15 protein-coding genes and 1 pseudogene are annotated in these 17,664 nt (G+C 73.8%); 6 read left to right on the top strand and 10 right to left on the bottom strand.

What is annotated here, in order from left to right; translation table 11 throughout:
* The 6 genes and pseudogenes from ACGFIR_RS01675 to ACGFIR_RS01700 form a co-directional block, all read right to left on the bottom strand.
* A pseudogene (locus ACGFIR_RS01675) lies at positions 1-421 on the bottom strand (hypothetical protein); the annotation flags it as partial.
* Between the two features lie 342 nt (positions 422-763).
* Positions 764-901: a hypothetical protein gene (locus ACGFIR_RS01680; RefSeq protein WP_167180486.1), complete on the bottom strand. Its 138-nt coding sequence runs from the start codon at positions 899-901 to the stop codon at positions 764-766.
* 219 nt (positions 902-1,120) lie between these two features.
* Positions 1,121-2,581, bottom strand: coding sequence for a dihydrolipoamide acetyltransferase family protein (locus ACGFIR_RS01685; protein ID WP_393143702.1), 1,461 nt, complete (start codon positions 2,579-2,581; stop codon positions 1,121-1,123).
* Positions 2,582-2,586: 5 nt separating this feature from the next.
* The gene (locus ACGFIR_RS01690) at positions 2,587-3,576 is read right to left on the bottom strand and encodes an alpha-ketoacid dehydrogenase subunit beta (protein ID WP_393142650.1); all 990 of its coding nucleotides are present in this window, start codon (positions 3,574-3,576) and stop codon (positions 2,587-2,589) included.
* The gene (gene pdhA / locus ACGFIR_RS01695) at positions 3,576-4,751 is read right to left on the bottom strand and encodes a pyruvate dehydrogenase (acetyl-transferring) E1 component subunit alpha (RefSeq protein WP_393142652.1); all 1,176 of its coding nucleotides are present in this window, start codon (positions 4,749-4,751) and stop codon (positions 3,576-3,578) included. The genes ACGFIR_RS01690 and pdhA overlap by 1 nt, the downstream gene beginning before the upstream one ends.
* A gap of 674 nt (positions 4,752-5,425) precedes the next feature.
* Entirely contained in the window at positions 5,426-5,968 is a 543-nt protein-coding gene (locus ACGFIR_RS01700; RefSeq protein ID WP_393142654.1) for a hypothetical protein, read from the bottom strand.
* 406 nt (positions 5,969-6,374) lie between these two features.
* On the opposite strand from ACGFIR_RS01700, the gene ACGFIR_RS01705 reads away from it, so the two are divergent.
* The gene (locus ACGFIR_RS01705) at positions 6,375-6,929 is read left to right on the top strand and encodes a phosphatase PAP2 family protein (protein ID WP_393004968.1); all 555 of its coding nucleotides are present in this window, start codon (positions 6,375-6,377) and stop codon (positions 6,927-6,929) included.
* Between the two features lie 118 nt (positions 6,930-7,047).
* Here the strand turns inward: ACGFIR_RS01705 and ACGFIR_RS01710 are convergent, their stop codons facing one another.
* The 3 genes from ACGFIR_RS01710 to ACGFIR_RS01720 all read right to left on the bottom strand — a co-directional run bounded on the left by ACGFIR_RS01710 (position 7,048) and on the right by ACGFIR_RS01720 (position 11,930).
* Positions 7,048-8,271 (bottom strand): hypothetical protein, encoded by a 1,224-nt coding sequence (locus ACGFIR_RS01710; RefSeq protein WP_393004966.1) that lies wholly within the window; start codon positions 8,269-8,271, stop codon positions 7,048-7,050.
* A gap of 135 nt (positions 8,272-8,406) precedes the next feature.
* Entirely contained in the window at positions 8,407-10,092 is a 1,686-nt protein-coding gene (locus ACGFIR_RS01715; protein WP_393142656.1) for a GTPase, read from the bottom strand.
* Positions 10,089-11,930 (bottom strand): ABC transporter, encoded by a 1,842-nt coding sequence (locus ACGFIR_RS01720; protein WP_393142658.1) that lies wholly within the window; start codon positions 11,928-11,930, stop codon positions 10,089-10,091. The genes ACGFIR_RS01715 and ACGFIR_RS01720 overlap by 4 nt, the downstream gene beginning before the upstream one ends.
* A gap of 224 nt (positions 11,931-12,154) precedes the next feature.
* Here ACGFIR_RS01720 and dnaK point away from each other — a divergent pair, with 224 nt between their 5' ends.
* The 5 genes from dnaK (at position 12,155) to ACGFIR_RS01745 (ending at position 17,042) form a co-directional block, all read left to right on the top strand.
* Positions 12,155-14,023, top strand: a complete 1,869-nt coding sequence (dnaK, locus tag ACGFIR_RS01725) for a molecular chaperone DnaK (protein WP_393142660.1) — start codon at positions 12,155-12,157, stop codon at positions 14,021-14,023.
* A 44-nt stretch (positions 14,024-14,067) separates the two neighbouring features.
* Entirely contained in the window at positions 14,068-14,796 is a 729-nt protein-coding gene (grpE, locus tag ACGFIR_RS01730) for a nucleotide exchange factor GrpE (protein ID WP_393142662.1), read from the top strand.
* An 84-nt stretch (positions 14,797-14,880) separates the two neighbouring features.
* Entirely contained in the window at positions 14,881-16,074 is a 1,194-nt protein-coding gene (dnaJ, locus tag ACGFIR_RS01735; protein ID WP_393142664.1) for a molecular chaperone DnaJ, read from the top strand.
* A 46-nt stretch (positions 16,075-16,120) separates the two neighbouring features.
* Positions 16,121-16,558 carry a heat shock protein transcriptional repressor HspR gene (locus ACGFIR_RS01740; protein WP_393004954.1) on the top strand — a complete coding sequence of 146 codons (438 nt, stop codon included), beginning with the start codon at positions 16,121-16,123 and terminating at the stop codon, positions 16,556-16,558.
* A 286-nt stretch (positions 16,559-16,844) separates the two neighbouring features.
* Entirely contained in the window at positions 16,845-17,042 is a 198-nt protein-coding gene (locus ACGFIR_RS01745; RefSeq protein WP_393004952.1) for a hypothetical protein, read from the top strand.
* Positions 17,043-17,155: 113 nt separating this feature from the next.
* Here ACGFIR_RS01745 and ACGFIR_RS01750 read toward each other — a convergent pair whose 3' ends face one another.
* The gene (locus ACGFIR_RS01750; protein WP_393004950.1) at positions 17,156-17,587 is read right to left on the bottom strand and encodes a hypothetical protein; all 432 of its coding nucleotides are present in this window, start codon (positions 17,585-17,587) and stop codon (positions 17,156-17,158) included.
* Positions 17,588-17,664: the final 77 nt, after the last annotated feature.

The raw sequence follows: 17,664 nt of genomic DNA on the forward strand, positions 1-17,664 counted from the left end.
GTGCCCAGGCGGGCGACGCCTGCTCGGCCGGCCCCCAGTTGGGCTGCTCCGGGGCGGGGTGCGGCTGTTGCGGCGGCTGCGGGGCGGCGGCGGCCCAGGCCGGCCCGGACTGCTCCTGCGCACCCGGCCACGCCGGCTGCGGCGATCCGCCGGCCGGCCCCCACTGGCCAGGCTGGGCCGGGTCGGTCTGCTGCGGTGCCTGGGCGGCCCACGCGGGGGCCGGCTGCTCACCCTGCGCGCCCCAGGCGGGCGGGTTCGGTCGCGCCGGCGGGGGCGGGGGCGCCCAACCCAGGTCGGGGGCGCCGGTGCCGTATCCACTGTCCTGCTGCGCCGGGCGGTCGCCGTACGGCGCCGGTCCGCCGGCGCCCGGCGACACCTCGTCCGGCTGCTGGCCGGGGTGGTGCGTGCCCTCGGACGTCATGCGTGCGCCTCCTCCATCACCTGTCGGCCGCCGCTGCCGATCGGTCTGCTCGGCAGGGTGGCCGGCGTCGCCGGTGTACCCGCCGTGCCGGCTCCCCGCACCGTATCCGGTGACCGCCGGAGGGCGTCCGGGGAGCACAGTCGTCACTCCCCGTGGCCGGACGGTATCGAGCGGCTCTTGTCGACTCGATTGATCCGGCCGGTGGGCGACGACCGAAGCCCACCGTACCGGGCGCTGGAGCGAGGTGGAATCCCGGTGTCAGCCGCTGCGAAACGCCGATGACCCGCCCGGGGCAACCGGACGGGTCATCGATCTGGAGGAGTTGAGGAAGGCTTTGGGGCGTCAGCTCATGTGACGCTGGGCGATGGCGAGGATCTCGTCGCGGACCGCGGGCGAGTTGGCGGAGCGCAGCGCGTGCTCGATGGCACGGGCGCGGCGGTTGGCGTCGCGGCGGTTGCGGATTCGCTCGATCATGCTCATGGGTCTCTCCTCCTGGCTATTCGGTTGTCAGCCCCTTGATGTCTCTATTGAACACCAAGACGACCCGAACTTCCATCGATTGTTAGGTGAGCTGGGACACCAGCCTAACGATCGAAGGTGGAGGGTGTTGGTGACCGACGTTTCCTTCCCCAACGGAAACGGCCGGTGTGCCGGGCGTCAACCCGTGGCACACCGGCCGTTCGGCTGGCGTCAGGACCGTCAGGTCCAGGCGAGCAGAGCCGCCTCCGGATCGGCCAGGAACTCCCCGATGTCGCGCAGGAACTTCGAGCCGAGCTCACCGTCGATGATCCGGTGGTCGAAGGAGAGACCCAGCGTGGTGACCTGACGCGGCTTGACCTTGCCCTTGTGCACCCAGGGCATTTCGCGGACCGCGCCGAAGGCCAGGATCGCCGACTCGCCCGGGGGCAGGATCGGCGTACCGGTGTCCACTCCGAACACGCCGACGTTGGTGATCGTCAGCGTGCCGCCGGACATGTCGGCCGGCGAGGTCTTCCCGGCCTTGGCCGTCTGCACCAGGGCGGTCATCGCGTCCGCCAGCTCGCGCAGCGAGAGCCGGCCGGCGTCCTTGATGTTCGGCACGATCAGCCCGCGTCCGGTGGCCGCCGCGATGCCCAGGTTGACGTAGTCCTTGACGACGATCTCGTCGCCGGCCCAGGTCGAGTTGACCATCGGGTGGCGCTTGACCGCCAGCAGCACCGCCTTGGCCACCAACAGCAGCGGCGAGACCCGCACGTCGCGCCACTCCCGCCGGTTGCGGAGCCGCTCCAGGGCCTTCATCGCCCGGGTCACGTCGACGGTCAGGAACTCCGTGACGTGCGGCGCGGTGAACGCCGAGCGGGACATGTTCTCGGCGGTGAGCTTGCGTACCCCCTTGACGGGGATGCGCTGCTCGCGGTCCGCGCCGAAGCTCGCGGCCACCGTGGCCGGAGCCGACACCGCGAGCGGCTCGGCCGCCGCCGTGGCCGCGCTCGCCGCCCGCTGTACGTCCTCCCGGGTGACCGAGCCCAGCGGGCCCGACCCGGTCAGCGTGGACAGGTCGACGCCGAGATCCTTGGCGAGCTTGCGTACGGGCGGCTTGGCCAGCACCGGCCCGCCGGCCGGTGCGTGACCGTTCGACGGCGCGGCGACCACCGGGGCCGGCGGCGCCGGTGCGACCGGCGCAGCGGCCTGGGCCGGCACCTGGGCCGGCGCCGGGGTGTCGCCCCTGCGGGGGCGGCGCTTGGCCGTCGTGCTCCGCGGGCCGTAGCCGACCAGCACGGCGGTACGCCCACCCGGGGCAGGGCCGCCGATCAGGCCCGGCTCGACCGCACCCTCCGCCGGTGCCACCTGGACCGCGGCCAGCGACGCCGCCGACGGGGTGGGCAGGGCGGCGTCCGGGGCACCGGTCGTCGACGCCTCGATCGGGCCCGCGCCCGGGTCGGTGTCGATCGCGATGATCGGCGTGCCGACCTCGACCGTGCTCCCCTCCGGGTGGAAGATCGCCTGCACCTGGCCGGCCCACTTGGCCGGGATCTCGACGGCCGCCTTGGCCGTCTCCACCTCGACGATCGGCTGGTTCAGCTCGATGACGTCACCGACCTTGACCAGCCAGGCGAGGATCTCCCCCTCGGTCAGGCCCTCGCCCAGGTCGGGCAGGTTGAACTCCTTGATCCGCGACATGCCGCTCACCAGCCGAAGGTGCGGTCGACGGCGTCGAGCACCCGGTCGAGATCGGGCAGGTACTCCTCCTCCACCCGGGCGGCCGGGTAGGGGGTGTCGAAGCCGGTCACCCGCAGCACCGGGGACTCCAGGGAGTAGAAGCACTCCTCGGTGACCCGGGCCGCGATCTCCGAGCCCAGGCCCAGGTTGCCCGGGGCCTCGTGCACGACCACGCAGCGGCCGGTGCGCTTCACCGACCCGTACACGGCGGTCAGGTCCAACGGGGACAGCGAGCGCAGGTCGATGACCTCCAGCTCCCGGCCGTCCTCGGCGGCGGCGGTCGCCGCGTCCAGGCAGGTCCGCACCATCGGCCCGTACGCCAGGATCGTGGCGTCCGTGCCGGGCCGGACGACCCGGGAGGAGTGCAGCGGGTACGCGTCGGACAGCGGGGCGTCCAACTCGACCGGGCCCTTCTCCCAGTAGCGCCGCTTCGGCTCCAGGAAGACGATCGGGTCGTCCGAGGCGATGGCCTGCTGGATCATCGTGTACGCGTCCTGCGGGTTGGCGCACGACACGACCTTCAGGCCGGCGGTGTGGGCGAAGTACGCCTCCGGCGACTCCGAGTGGTGCTCGACCGCGCCGATGCCGCCGCCGAACGGGATCCGGATGACCATCGGGATCCGCACCTTGCCCTGCGAGCGGTAGTGCATCTTCGCCACCTGCGACACGATCTGGTCGTACGCGGGGTAGACGAAGCCGTCGAACTGGATCTCGCAGACCGGCCGGAAGCCGCGGATGGCCAGGCCGACCGCGGTGCCGATGATGCCGGACTCGGCGAGCGGGGTGTCGATCACCCGCTGGTCGCCGAAGTCCTTCTGGAGGCCGTCGGTGATCCGGAAGACGCCGCCGAGCTTGCCGACGTCCTCGCCCATGATGACGACCTTCGGGTCGTTCTCCAGGGCCTTGCGCAGACCGGTGTTGAGGGCCTTGCCGAGGGTGAGCGTCTCCGTGGCCATCAGTGCGCGCTCCCCTCGAACGACTCCAGGTAGCTGGTGAACTGCGCCCGCTGCTCGTCGAGCTCGGGGGAACCGTGCGGGTAGACGTGGTCGAACATCGTCACCGGCTCCGGGTCGGGCATGGCGAGCACCCGCTCGCGCAGGTGCACCGACTCCGTGCGGGCCTGCTCGTCGACGGCCGCGAAGAAGTCCGCGTCGGCGAGCTGCTGCCGGGTCAGGAACGCCTTCATCCGGGCGATCGGGTCCTTCGCCTGCCAGGCCTCGACCTCGCTGGCGATCCGGTAGCGGGTCGGGTCGTCGGAGGTGGTGTGCGCGCCCATCCGGTAGGTGTAGGCCTCGATCAGGCTGGGGCCCTGGCCGAGCCGGGCGTTGTCCAGCGCGTGCCGGGTCACCGCGTACGACGCGAGCACGTCGTTGCCGTCCACCCGGGTTCCGGGGAAGCCGAAGCCGCCCGCCCGCTGGTAGAGCGGCACCCGGGTCTGGCGCTCCAGCGGCTGCGAGATGGCGTACTGGTTGTTCTGGCAGAAGAACACCAGCGGGGCGTTGAAGACGCTGGCCCAGACGAACGACTCGTTGACGTCGCCCTGGCTGCTGGCGCCGTCGCCGAAGTAGGCGATCACCGCCTCGCCGTCCTCGGTCCCGGTCTTGCCGTCCATGTGGACGCCCATGGCGTACCCGGTCGCGTGCAGGGTCTGCGCCCCGATGACGATCGTGTACATGTTGAACTTGAACTCGTTCGGGTCCCAGCCGCCCTGGTCGACTCCCCGGAACAGGCCGAGCGGCATGATCGGGTCGATGCCCCGGCAGTAGAGGACGCCGTGCTCGCGGTAGGTCGGGAAGGCCATGTCCTGCGTACGCAGCGCGCGTCCCGAGCCCACCTGCGCGGCCTCCTGGCCCAGCAGGCTGGCCCACAGGCCCAGCTCGCCCTGGCGCTGCAGCGCGGTGGCCTCGGCGTCGAGCTTGCGGACCAGCACGAGGTCGCGGTAGAGCCCGCGGTACTCCTCGTCGGTGAAGTCGACGCGGTACTCGGTCCCGTCCGGGCCGGTCGCGCTCTCGATCCGCTCACCCTCCGGAGTGAGCAGCTGCACCAGCTGCGGGTCGCCGGTCGCACCCTTCTTGGAGCGGGGTGCGGCTCGTCGGCCGCGACTGGAGACCCCGGGGTCGCCCTTTGCCATCCGTCTCTCCCTGTCTGTCTGCGTCGGCGACGGGGGGTCACCCGGCCGCGCAACTCGTGCGCCTGCCCGGCTGGTGCCGGGCGGGTTCCTGGCGGCCGCGCCTAGCCCCGGTGGGGGTTGCCGCGCGGCGCGAGCCGGATTCTGGCCGAACCCGGTTCGGGAGCGCCGGCCCCCAGCCACGCCTGCCGCGAAGGGTGCGCGGAGGTCGTGGCTGCGTTGCCGTCGTGGTCCATATTCGCATCACACGTGAGCGCCCCCACAGTGCGCCTTCCCCGGGCCGTGGCGCGGACCCGCTTCGTCACCTGCGGCGCCCGGTGTCCGGTGCATCGACGCCCGGCCGATCCGGTGCTGGTTCGTCACTGTTCGGACACATACGCGTGTCGACACGCTGTGCAGGGTTGGCTGCCCAGCGTCACTGGTCCAGGCTGATTGGCGCGGGATCGCCCCGCGTCGGGCGGTTTGCCGCTTCCTCGTGTCCGGGCGGTGCCCCGGGTACTCGGGTCGGTCGCCGTACCGGGCCCGTCCGCCGTCCGAGCCGACGAAGGGAAGTGCGTGGTGTCCGAGCCAGGTCCAGATCCCGCCACCGCCCTGCTCGGCCGGCACCGCGCCGCCGGTGGCTACCGCCGGCTGGTCGGCGCGCACCGGGCCCCCGCGTCGGGCGGCCCGTCCCGGGGCTACCTGCTCACCGTGGCGCTGCTCGCTGGAACCGCGACGATGCCGGTCCTCGCCGCGATCAGCACCGGCTCCGCCACCGTCGGCAGCACCGCACTGCCCGACAGCGGCACCCCGTTCCTCCCGACCCCCTCGGTGGGCCCCGTGGTGATCCCGGCACCGGCGACGAGCCGGCCGCCGGCTGTCCCGTCGACCCCGTCCCCCTCCGTGGCGGCCCCGGACGTGTGGTGGACCCTCGCGCCCTTCCCGCGTACGCCGGTCGTCGCGGCGCCGGCCCCGCCACCGCCGCCGCACGGGCCGGTGGCGCGTCCGAAGCCGCCACCGCCGCCCCGGCCCGGCGGCCGACCGGTCCCGTCGCCGCCCCCGGCGACCCCGAGGCCGTCCCCGTCCCCGTCTCCCTCGCCCAGCCCCAGCCCGAGCCCGGCGCCCACGCCGACCGGCGAACCGACCTCGGCGGAGCCGACGAGCACCCGCTCGCCCGAGCCCACGGCGACCTCGGAGCCCAGCGACTCCCCGTCACCGGACGACCCGCCCGCCACCGCCACCAGCGACCCTGCCCCGACCGCCGCAGACCCCGATCCGACGACCGCCCACCCCGATCCGACCGCCAGCGACCGTGGCCCGGCAGGCGGGCCCGGCCGGAGCGGGCACCCGGACGGCCGGCCACGGGTACGGTGACGGTCGACGGCAGCGTGACGGCCGGGTGATCGAGTTCGTCGAGGTCCACCAGGTGATCCACGGCGGGGTCCCGGCCCCGGTCGGAGCGCCGGGGTACGGGCGGTTCCGGGCGGTGTCCCGGGGCGGAGCAGAGGCGGGGCGCTGAGCGGATCGGGCGGTTCGGGCGCTGGTGGCCGGCCGGCGCGGCGGGCAGGGTCAGCCCGGGGCGCGGGACCCCGGACCCCTCCGACCGCCGTACCGCGACCCGGCTGGACGCTGTGGCTCGCCCGGGTCGTGACCGAGCTGACCGCGCCCGCCATCCTGGTCTCGGGCCTGACGCTGACGGTCGGCTGGCACAGCACCCGGGGCGGCGCGCACGGGCTGGCCTGGGGACTGCTGGCCGCGCTCTTCGTCAGCGGCATCCCGTTCGCGTACATCCTCGGTGGGGTGTGGCGGGGTCGGCTCACCGACCATCACGTGGGGGTCCGTGAGCAGCGCCGCGTGCCGCTGCTGTTCGGGCTCTGCTCGGTCGCCGCCGGGCTGGCCCTGCTCGCGGTGCTCGGCGCGCCGCGCCCGGTGCTGGCCCTGGCCGCCGCCGGGCTCGTCGGCCTGGTGGTCGCCGTGACGGTGAGTCACTGGTGGAAGGTCTCCATCCACTCGGCCGTGGCCGCGGGGACGGTGGTCGTGCTGGTGCTCACGTTCGGTGCCGGGTTGCTGGCGACGGCGCCGCTGCTCGTGCTGGTCGGGTGGTCCCGGGTGCGCCTGCGCGACCACACGGTGCCCCAGGTGCTCGCGGGGCTGGCCCTGGGCGCCCTGGTCGCGGCCCTGACCATCGCCCCCCTCCGCTGACCACCCCACCCCGGACGCGGTCGATCATGCAGTTGTGGTGCCCCGCAAAGGGCATGGAAAGCCGCTTTCCGCCCACCACAACTGCATGATCGACACCAGCAGGGGGAGGGAGCGTGGGTCAGGCGGGGTCGTCCGTCAGGCGGTGGCGGTTGGCCTCGATCCAGGCGTCGAGGGCGGCCGGGTCGTCGGGGTCGACGCCGTCGGCCATCAGCTGCGCCACGGCGGCCGTGGCGGGGCTGCGGCGTTCGCCGGTGCTGTAGAGGCGGGCGAACTCCGGCACCATCTCCTCGATGGCCGTGTCGGTCTGGGCCACCGCGCGCTCGGGCAGGCCGCGTTTGCGGGCCGCGTACCCGGCCCAGGCGCGCAGCACCCGGGGCAGCAGGGCGGCGTCGTCCATGTCCAGCACCGCCCGCCGGTGCACCCAGTCGAGCAGGAACAGCCCGGCCACCGTGGGGCTCCACCGCAGCGGGTCGGCGTCCGGGAAACCGGCCGCGTGGTCCAGCAGCAGGCTGAGGCAGAAGTGCAGCGAGGCCAGTTCCGCCCCGTCGATGGCGTCCAGGCCGAAGCGGGCCGCCTCGGGCGAGGCGAGGAACCGGCGCACCAGTTCCGTACGCTCGGCGGCGGAGAGCGGCTCGGCGGCCGGCGCGGGGGTCGCGCCGAGCGCCCGGGGCAGCCGGGCCAGGCGGGCGCCGAGCAGGGCGCGGTCGGTGGCGAGCGAGCCCTCCCCGGGCAGCTCGGTCAGGCCGTCGGTGATCGCCAGGTGGCGGGTCACCTCGGCGCGCATCCGGGCCGGCTCCTCGTCGCGGAACCAGGTCAGTTCGTCCCCGGCGCACATCTGCCGCACCTGGTCGAGGATCCGGTCGGGCGGCCCACCGACGAAGACGTCCTTGGTGATGCCGATGTTGTGGTCGAGCAGCGTCACCACGGCGTGCGGCGAACCGCCGGCCGGGTCGTCGTAGGCGAAGGTCGCCAGGTAGGAGGTCTGGTCCCCGTACACGTCGCCGTAGGACCAGCAGCCGGTCAGGTGCACGCGGCCGAGGTGGGCGGCCCAGGCGGGGGTGGCGGCACCCGGGCGGACCCGGCCCGTGCCCTCGGCGTCGGGGACCAGCGCGGCGAAGACGGAGCGGATCGTGGTCGCCGCGGCCGAGCGGCGGCGGGAGGTGGCGGCCAGGAATCCGGCCACGAAGTCCCGGACGGCGGCGTCACGCTCGGTCTCGGCGACCGAGTAGACGCTGCCCAGCAGGGCCGCGCCGAGCATCTCCGCGTCGAGGGCGTTGTCCAGCTTGGCCACGTCGCGGGCGGCGTGCAGCACCGCGTCGTACGGGGTCTGAGGCGTTCCCATCCACCGACCCTACGCCGCCACCCGCCCCAGGGCGGTACGAGCCGACCCGAGCGGCGCGCCCGCGTCACGGCCCTGCGTCGCGCCTGCGGCGGCACGTGCCCGCCGAGCTTCGGTCGCCGGACACGGAGTCCCAGCTCAGCGGCCGGCGGCCTCTCGCAGGGCCGTGCGGGCCTCGGCATAGGAGGCGAGCACCTCCCGCACCGGCGTCAGCACGTGCTCCTCGCCCACCGTCGACACCGCCGCCGTCAGGCGCCGCTCGGCGCGGCGACGGGCCCGGCGGGCCGCCCAGCGCAGGATCGGTCTGGTCAGGGCGGCCACCAGCAGCCCGGCGAGCAGACCGCCCAGGAGCAGCAGAGTGGGCAGCGGCACCTCGCCCACCATCGGGTGCTCCAGCGCGGGCAGGCCCAGGGCGCGTAGCGCGTAGCCGAGCGCCAGCCAGCCCAGCCCGGCCAGCGCGGCCAGGGTCACCAGCCACTGGAGGCCCCCCACGAGCCGCCACCAGAACGGGCGCCGGTCCATGCCGAGGTCCGTGCCGGCCACCGCGCGGTCGAGCGCGTTCGGCAGGACATTGAGGCGGGAGCGGGCAGCGGCGGTCACCGCCGCGGGCCAGGAGGCGGGCAGGTCAGCCCCGGCCCGCTCGGCCACCGACCGGATCGCCAGCCCGAGCGCCGAGCGCTGGGCGGCGGTGGGGTCGGGCACCGAGGTCGCGGCGACGAGGCTCTCCGCCGGTTCGTCGCGGCCGGCGGCGGGACCGGGCAGGTGCAGCCGGCGCAGCGGGTCGGGCCGCAGTCGCCGCCAGCCCCGGACCAGTGGCCAACCGGTGGTGGCGGCGCCCCGGTGCCGGTACGCCTGCTCGACCGCCTCGGCGACCGCCGGCACCCCGGCCGCGCCGGCCAGCGCCCGATGCAGCGCGGTGACGGCGCTGTCGTCCGGCCCGCCGGCCGGCGAGGCGCCGCCGACCAGCTCGTCGAGCCCGGCCACCACCGCGTCCACGTCGCCCTGGAGCCGCCGCAGCGCGGCCTGCCGCTCGGCCACGGTGCGTTCCAGCGCCTCCCGCAGCCCGACCATGCCGGCCGGGTCGACGGCGGTGGTCGCCAGCAGCGGTACGCCGTCCAGGCCGTCGGTGTCGAGCAGCCGGCGCAGGTCGGCCAGCACCCGGGGCAGCTCGGCCGGCGGCAGCCGGTCGGCCTGGTTCAGCACGACCATGGTGACGTCCCGGTGCCGGTGGAACTCGCGCAGGTAGCTGGTGTGGATGACGCGGTCGGCGTACTTCTGCGGGTCGACCACCCAGATCACGAGGTCGACCAGGCCGAGCAGGCGGTCCACCTCCATCTGGTGGGACCGCTGCACCGAGTCGAAGTCGGGCAGGTCGAGCAGGATCAGCCCGTGCAGGGCGGACTCGTCGTCGGCGTCCAGCACGCTCTCCCGGACGAACCGGTGCCGGGGCAGCACGCCGACCCAGTCGAGCAGCCGGTTGCCGCCGTCGAGCGGCCCCCAGACGCAGGCGTGCGCGACACCGGTGGTGGGGCGGCGCACCCCGACGGCGGAGAGTTCCATCCGGGCCAGCGCGTTGAACAGGCTGGACTTGCCGCTGCCGGTCGCGCCGGCGAGGGCCACCACCGTGTGGTCGCGGGAGAGCGCGAGCCGGGTGCCGGCCCGCTCGACCAGGGTGTGGGCGGGCACGAGCTGCGTGTCCGGCAGGTGACCGTCGACGACCGTGAGGAACCGGCGTACGGCGTCGAGGCGGGCGACGAGCGCGTCGGCGTCCACCCGTTGGTCGCCGCGGAACGCGTCGCGCATCCGCCCGACGATGTTGGTCATGTCCCTCCACCCTCGGTGCCGGGCGGGCCGGCGACGGCCGCGTCGCCGAGGCCGCTGCGGTTGCGGGCGATCTCCACCCGGTTGGCGGCGCCGCGCAGGGCCTCCGCGGTGTCCGCCGCGGGGCGCGCCTGCGCCGTGCGGTCCAGGTAGCGGGCGGCCTCGTCGTCGAGCAGGGCCCGCACCCGGTCCAGCAGATCGGCCCGGGCCTTGGTGGCCAGCGTACGCACAGCCTGGTCGCCGAAGATCGCCTGGAGCACGGTCTGCGCGGCGACGGTGGTGCCGGCCCCGGTGGCCACCTCCAGTCCGGTGGGGATGAACGCCGTCGAGGCGAACACCGCGATCATCACGGCGAGCCCGGTGGCGTTGACCGCGTACGCGGCCGTCCGGGCCACGAAGCGGCGGTCGCCGCCCTCGGCACGGACCAGCTCCAGCACGCCACGCTGCCACTCCCGGACCAGCCGCTCGGCCCGCTCGGGCAGGTCGGCGGAGGGGTGGGCCAGCTCCGGTTCGAGCAGCGCCGCCCCGGCGGGATGGGCCTTCCACCCGGTGTACGCGTTCTCGGCGGCCTCGGCGGCGACGCCCCGCAGCAGGGTCACCAGCTGGGACTCGATCGCGTCGCGCAGCTCGGACGCGGGTGCGGGCCGGCCGGTGACCGCCGCCACCACCCGGTCGCGGAACCGCCCGATGCGGGCCTCCAGGGTGCGGAAGAACTCGCCGGTGCCGACGAACTCCTGCCAGCGGGCGAGCACCTCGCCGCGGAGCAGCCGGCCGTCCTTCAGCCCCTGCCCGACGGTCCGGTACGCCCCCCGGTACGCGGCCAGCACCCGCTCGTCGAGCGCGTCGGCGGCGGTGATCTGCTCCTCGGCGGCGGCGGCGAGCCCGTCGACCGCCGGGTGCAGCGCGGCGAGCGCGCCGTCGAGGGTCTGCCGCACCACGGCGGCGCGGGCGTCGGCGTCGGCGGCCAGCCGGGCGAACCAGGCGGCGAGCGGCGCGGTGACCCGCTCGGGCAGCAGGCCCTGCCCGTCGACCCAGGTCTCCGGCAGCACGAAGAGCGGGGCGGCCCCCAGATCCTGCGCGGCGAGCATCTCCGACAGGTGGGCGGCGATCTCGTCGGCCGCCTCCGCGGGCACCCGGTCCAGCACCATGGCGATGACCGCGCCCCGGGCACGGGCGCTGCGCAGCAGCTCCCAGGGGACGGCGTCGGCGTAGCGGGCGGCGGTGGTGACGAAGAGCCAGAGGTCGGCGGCGGCCAGGAGCTGACCGGCCAGGGCCCGGTTGGCGTCGACCACCGAGTCGATGTCGGGGGCGTCGAGGAAGGCCAGCCCGGCCGGCAGCGCCGGGGCGGTGACCAGTTGCAGGGTGCGCGAATCCTCGCTGGGCTCGGTGGTGCGGGTGAGGCCGGGCAGCAGCTCGCCCTGGCGGAACCAGCCCGAGTCGGCGGGGTTGCAGACCAGCACCGGGGAGCGGGTGGTCGGGCGGAGCACGCCGGCGGCACTCACCCGCGCCTGCACCAGGCTGTTCACGAGGGTGGACTTGCCCGCGCCGGTGGACCCGCCGACCACCACGAGCAGCGGCGCGTCGAGCCGGCGCAGCCGGGGCAGCAGGTAGTCGTCGAGCTGGTCGGTGAGGTTGCCGCCGGCCCGCCGGGCAGGCTCGGCGGAGGGAAGCGCGAGCGGGAACCGGGCCGCCCCGATCGCGGCACGCAGGCCGGCCAGTGCGGCGGGCAGGTTGTCGTCCCCCGTGGTTGCGGGCCGGTCCTCCCCGGCGTCGATGGGGCCGGTGCGGGCTGCGACGGTGGGCGTGCCGGACGGGATGGCGGAATCGCCGTGCGTCGTCACCGCTAAAGCGTGCCCGACCGACGCAAGGGAAGACAACCGGGCGGTACGAACCTGGGGTTGCGTCGGGTCCGCTCAACCTCGACTTGACGATTTCGCAGGGCGTGGCACTATTGAGTCAAGTTCACTCAACTTGTGGTGGGGTCGCTGCGGGCGACGCCCGCCGGGCAGCTCGGACGGGCCCCGCCCGTCACCTGCCCACGACGTGATGAAGCGAGGAAGCGAAGATGGCACGTGCGGTCGGTATCGACCTCGGCACGACGAACTCCTGCGTCAGCGTTCTGGAGGGCGGTGAGCCCACCGTCATCGCCAACGCTGAGGGCTCGCGGACGACCCCGTCGATCGTCGCGTTCGCCCGCAACGGCGAGGTGCTCGTCGGCGAGGTCGCCAAGCGCCAGGCGGTGACCAACCCGGACCGGACGATCCGCTCGGTCAAGCGGGAGATCGGCACCAACTGGTCCGTCGACATCGACGGCAAGAAGTACACCCCGCAGGAGATCTCGGCCCGCACGCTGATGAAGCTCAAGCGGGACGCCGAGGCGTACCTGGGCGAGCAGATCACCGACGCGGTGATCACCGTCCCGGCCTACTTCAACGACGGCCAGCGCCAGGCCACCAAGGAAGCGGGCGAGATCGCCGGCTTCAACGTGCTGCGGATCGTGAACGAGCCGACCGCGGCGGCCCTGGCGTACGGGCTGGACAAGGGCTCCAAGGAGCAGACCGTCCTGGTCTTCGACCTCGGTGGCGGCACCTTCGACGTGTCGCTGCTGGAGCTGGCCGAGGGCGTCGTCGAGGTCAAGTCGACCAGCGGTGACAACAACCTCGGTGGCGACGACTGGGACCAGCGGATCATCGACCACCTGGTGAAGACCTTCCGCGGCGAGCACGGCATCGACCTGAGCCAGGACAAGATGGCCCTCCAGCGGCTCCGCGAGGCGGCCGAGAAGGCCAAGATCGAGCTGTCCGCCGCCACCACCACCAACATCAACCTGCCGTACATCACGGCCGGCGCGGCGGGCCCGCTGCACCTGGACGTGACCCTCAGCCGGGCCGAGTTCCAGCGGATGACGCAGGACCTGCTGGACCGCTGCAAGGGCCCGTTCGAGCAGGCCGTGAAGGACGCCGGCATCAAGGTCTCCGACGTCGAGCACGTCATCATGGTCGGCGGCTCCACCCGGATGCCGGCCGTGACCGACCTGGTCAAGCAGCTCACCGGCAAGGAGCCCAACAAGGGCGTCAACCCGGACGAGGTCGTGGCCGTCGGCGCCGCCCTCCAGGCCGGTGTGCTCAAGGGTGAGGTCAAGGACGTCCTGCTGCTCGACGTGACCCCGCTGAGCCTGGGCATCGAGACCAAGGGCGGCATCTTCACCAAGCTGATCGAGCGCAACACCACCATCCCGACCAAGCGCTCCGAGGTCTTCACCACGGCGGACGACAACCAGCCGTCGGTGCTGATCCAGGTCTTCCAGGGCGAGCGGGAGATCGCGGCCTACAACAAGAAGCTCGGCACCTTCGAGCTGACCGGCCTCCCGCCGGCGCCGCGCGGCGTGCCGCAGATCGAGGTCACCTTCGACATCGACGCCAACGGCATCGTCAACGTCCACGCCAAGGACCTCGGCACCGGCAAGGAACAGAAGATGACGATCACCGGCGGCTCCTCGCTGCCGAAGGACGACATCGAGCGGATGCGCCGCGACGCCGAGGAGCACGCCGAGGACGACAAGCGTCGCCGCGAGGAGGCCGAGACCCGCAACCTGGCCGAGGCGCTCCAGTGGCAGACCGAGAAGTTCCTGGCCGAGAGCGGCGACAAGCTGCCGTCGGAGTCCCGTGACCAGATCAACGAGGCGCTCGGCGAGCTGCGCGGCGCGCTCGGCGGCCAGGACATCGAGAAGATCAAGTCGGCGCACGAGAAGCTGGCGCAGGTCTCCCAGCAGGCCGGCTCGCTGCTCTACAACCAGCAGGGCGAGCAGCCGGGCGAGGCCGGCCCGGGTGCCGCGGGCGCTGCCGGCGCGGGTGCGACCGGCGGTCCGCAGGCCGGCGGCGCGGACGACGTGGTCGACGCGGAGATCGTGGACGAGGACAAGGACAAGAAGTGACAGTCCCCGGACACGGAACCACGGCAGAGGGATGAGGTAGCCCCATGACGGAGAAGCCACGAGCTGCCGACCCGGGTGCGACCGGGTCGGCGCCGGGTGGCTCCGCGCCCGCCGAGCAGGCCGGCGACGGGCCGCGGGTCGTCATCCGCAACAACCGCAAGATCAGCGAGACGTCCGAGCCGGCCGCCGCCGACGCCGGCTCGGACGCCCCGGCCGAGGGCCTGGTCGAGGAGTCCGAGGTCGTCGTCGACGAGATCGAGGTCGAGGCGGCCGAGGTGACCGGGCCGCCGGTGGTGGACGCCCCGGCACAGCCGGTCGACGGTGCTCCGACCGCGCTCGGCGCCGAACTCGAGGCGCTGCGCAAGGACCTCGACGAGCGGACCCGGGACCTCCAGCGGGTGACGGCGGAGTACGCCAACTACCGCAAACGGGTGGACCGGGACAAGGGCCTGGTCACCGAGCAGGCGACCGGCGCGGTGCTCGCGGCGCTGCTGCCGATCCTCGACGATCTGGACCGGGCCCGCGAGCACGGCGACCTGGTCGGGCCGTTCGGCAGCGTGGCCGACCAGCTCGTCGCGGCGCTCGGCAAGTTCGGGCTGGCCCCGTTCGGCGAGCAGGGCGATCCGTTCGACCCGACCCGGCACGAGGCGGTCGCGCACCAGACCTCGGCCGACGTCACCGAGCCCACCTGCGTGCAGGTGATGCGCCGGGGCTACCAGGTCGGTGAGCGGCTGTTGCGGCCCGCGATGGTCGCGGTCGCCGACCCGGAGTAGTGCGGAACGACGACCGGACCGTCCCGCCCGCCCACCGAGGGCGGGCGGGACGGTCGGTCCCCAGCTAGGGAAGGGGGTGGACCGGTGAGTTCCAAGGACTGGATCGAGAAGGACTTCTACGCCGTGCTGGGCGTGGACAAGGCCGCCTCCGCCGACGACGTCAAGAAGGCGTACCGGAAGGTGGCCCGGGATTCGCACCCGGACCACAACCCCGGCGACCCGAAGGCCGAGGAGCGTTTCAAGGCGGCCTCCGAGGCGTACGCCGTGCTCGGCGACGACGCCAAGCGGCGGGAGTACGACGAGCTGCGGTCGCTGTTCGGCTCAGGGGCGTTCCGGCGCGGGGCCCGGGGCGCGGGCCAGCCCGGCGGCGTGCCGTTCGACGTCTCCGACCTGTTCGGGGGCGCTGCGGGCGGGGGCGGTGACCGTCGCTTCGGCGGGGCCGGCTTCCAGGACCTGTTCAGTTCGATCTTCACCGGCGGCGCGGGCGGTCCCGCCGGTGGTGCGGCGGCCCGTGGCCCGGCCCGGGGACGGGACGTCGAGGCCGAGGTGGCCCTCGACTTCGGCGACGCCGTACGCGGGGTGACGTTGCCGCTGACGCTGCGCGCCCCGGGCGTCTGCGACACCTGCCACGGCAACGGGGCCAAGCCCGGCACCTCGCCGCGTACCTGCCAGGTGTGCCACGGGGCCGGGGTGACCAACCGTAACCAGGGGTCGTTCAGCTTCTCAGAGCCGTGCCGCAACTGCCAGGGCGTGGGCACGGTCGTGGAGGAGAAGTGCCCCGAGTGCCAGGGCACCGGCGGGGTCACCAAGACCCGCACGCTGAACGTGCGCTTCCCGGCCGGGGTGGCGGACGGCCAGAAGATCCGGCTGGCCGGGCGGGGCGAGCCGGGCGCACGGGGTGGCCCGGCGGGCGACCTCTTCGTACACGTCAAGGTGCGACCGGACGAGCTGTTCGGGCGTACCGGCGACGACCTCACGCTGACGGTGCCGATCACCTTCGCGGAGGCCGTGCTCGGCACGGACCTGCGGGTGCCCACCCTCGACGGCGCGGTGACCCTGCGGGTGCCACCGGGCACGCCGAGCGGCCGGATCCTGCGGGCCCGGGGCAAGGGGGTCCTCCGCCGGGACGGCCAGGCGGGCGACCTGCTGGTGACGCTCGACGTGATCGTGCCCGCGAAGGTGTCCGACGAGGCGCGTGCGGCGCTGGAGAACTTCGCCGCGCAGACCCCGCCGGCCGCCCGGGAACATCTCGAGGCGCGGGTACGTCGATTCAGTTGACCCGGTGTTCAGTCGGCTCGGTGGAGCGCACGCGGAGGTGAGCGGGATGTCGGACCAGTACGTCGGCTCGGGTGACCCTGCCTACGAGGCCAAGGTGCTGATGATCTCGGTGGCGGCACGGATGGCGGGGATGCACCCGCAGACCCTGCGCCAGTACGACCGGCTGGGCCTGGTCCAGCCCGGCCGTGCCGCCGGCGGCGGGCGCCGGTACAGCGTCCGCGACGTGGTGCTGCTGCGCGAGGTGCAGCGGCTCAGCCAGGACGACGGCATCAACCTGGCCGGGGTCAAGCGCATCATCGGGCTGGAGCGGTTGCTGGAGGAGGCGCAGCAGCGGGTGGCCCGGCTGGAAGCGGAGCTGGACGCCGCGTACCGCCGGATCGCCGAGCTGGAAGCGCTGGCCCGCTTCCCCGGCAGCGACCTGGTGCCCACCAACCGCACCTCGACCGCGCTGGTGGTCTGGCGTCCCCGCCGCCCCGAACGCTGACGAAGCCACCTCACCAGACCGCGCCCGGCCGCTCCCCCGGCCGGGCGCGGTCGTCTCCGCCTCTCTGCCTCTTTGGCCTCCGTGCCTCTCCGCCTCCGTGCCTCTCTCCGCCCGGCCTGCCGGCCTGCCGGAGGTCTCGCCCGGCTTGCGCGGTGCCCTCGCGCCCGGCTTGCGTCAGGCCCTTGCGCGCGGGGTTGCCGGTTTGCCAGCGGGGGCGGGATGGGATCCGCTAACCTGCGAATCAGGTCCAACCCGCTCAATCCGGACTTCAATGGCAGGGGGAGCCATGACGGAAGCCGCGAAGAAGGTTGCCCAGCAGACGGAGGAACGGCTCCAAGAGGTGGCGAAGAACGTCCGGGAGAAATTCGACCGGGTCACCGAGAGCGGCTTCACCGACATGGCCAAGGGCGGCGCGTTCGCCGACCGGACCGACGATGGCAAGGACAAGGCGAGACGCCGGGAACAGGGCGGATCGGAACACTGACGATCCGCCGACGTGCGGGCCGGGACCCACGGGGGGCCCCGGCCCGTTCGCCGTCCGGAGGCGGGCCGGGACGTTGAGGTGCCGGCGAGGGCCCAGGTCTTCGCGTTGAGGCGTCAGGCGATGCGGCGGTTTTCCCGGACCAGGCCGCCCTCGCACCAGTCGCGGTAGACGAAGAGTTCCGGGCGGGCCAGCAGCACCCGACTGTTGTACGCCCAGGTGCGCATCAGGTCGTCGCCGGTGCGCTCGGCTTTCTCGACCAGCTTGCGGAAGCGTCGCTTCGGGTGGGCACGGAAGTTCGTCCGGATGCCGTCGGCGGCGTAGATGTAGAGGCAGTGCAGCGCGAACCGGCGCGCCGGGCAGGACGGGTCCATCGCCAGGTCGAAGAGCACCGCCACCAGCCGGTCGCCGGAGACCAGCAGGTCCCAGTCCGGCGGCATCGACGTCAGCGGTACGGAGTCAGGCTGGTAGGCCCACGCCCGCAACTCGACGGGGGTGGGGTCGACGGGGTTGGCGAAGCCGTGGAACGTCGACTCCTGCACGCTCAACGGTCAACCTTCCGCACTCGTCCGCAGGGGCGTCGCCGCCCACGGGCTCTGGCTGTTGGGGCGAAACGGTAACCCGG

The sequence above is a fragment of the Micromonospora sp. NPDC049051 genome (assembly GCF_043197575.1).
Classification (GTDB): domain Bacteria; phylum Actinomycetota; class Actinomycetes; order Mycobacteriales; family Micromonosporaceae; genus Micromonospora.

Excerpts from the sequence above, each read along its gene's own strand:
- ACGFIR_RS01690 (WP_393142650.1), bottom strand. The coding sequence starts at position 3,576 with ATGGCCACGGAGACGCTCACCCTCGGCAAGGCCCTCAACACCGGTCTG.
- ACGFIR_RS01680 (WP_167180486.1), bottom strand. The coding sequence starts at position 901 with ATGAGCATGATCGAGCGAATCCGCAACCGCCGCGACGCCAACCGCCGC.
- ACGFIR_RS01745 (WP_393004952.1), top strand. The coding sequence starts at position 16,845 with ATGACGGAAGCCGCGAAGAAGGTTGCCCAGCAGACGGAGGAACGGCTC.
- pdhA (WP_393142652.1), bottom strand. The coding sequence starts at position 4,751 with ATGGCAAAGGGCGACCCCGGGGTCTCCAGTCGCGGCCGACGAGCCGCA.
- ACGFIR_RS01685 (WP_393143702.1), bottom strand. The coding sequence starts at position 2,581 with ATGTCGCGGATCAAGGAGTTCAACCTGCCCGACCTGGGCGAGGGCCTG.
- dnaK (WP_393142660.1), top strand. The coding sequence starts at position 12,155 with ATGGCACGTGCGGTCGGTATCGACCTCGGCACGACGAACTCCTGCGTC.
- ACGFIR_RS01740 (WP_393004954.1), top strand. The coding sequence starts at position 16,121 with ATGTCGGACCAGTACGTCGGCTCGGGTGACCCTGCCTACGAGGCCAAG.
- ACGFIR_RS01715 (WP_393142656.1), bottom strand. The coding sequence starts at position 10,092 with ATGACCAACATCGTCGGGCGGATGCGCGACGCGTTCCGCGGCGACCAA.
- ACGFIR_RS01710 (WP_393004966.1), bottom strand. The coding sequence starts at position 8,271 with ATGGGAACGCCTCAGACCCCGTACGACGCGGTGCTGCACGCCGCCCGC.
- grpE (WP_393142662.1), top strand. The coding sequence starts at position 14,068 with ATGACGGAGAAGCCACGAGCTGCCGACCCGGGTGCGACCGGGTCGGCG.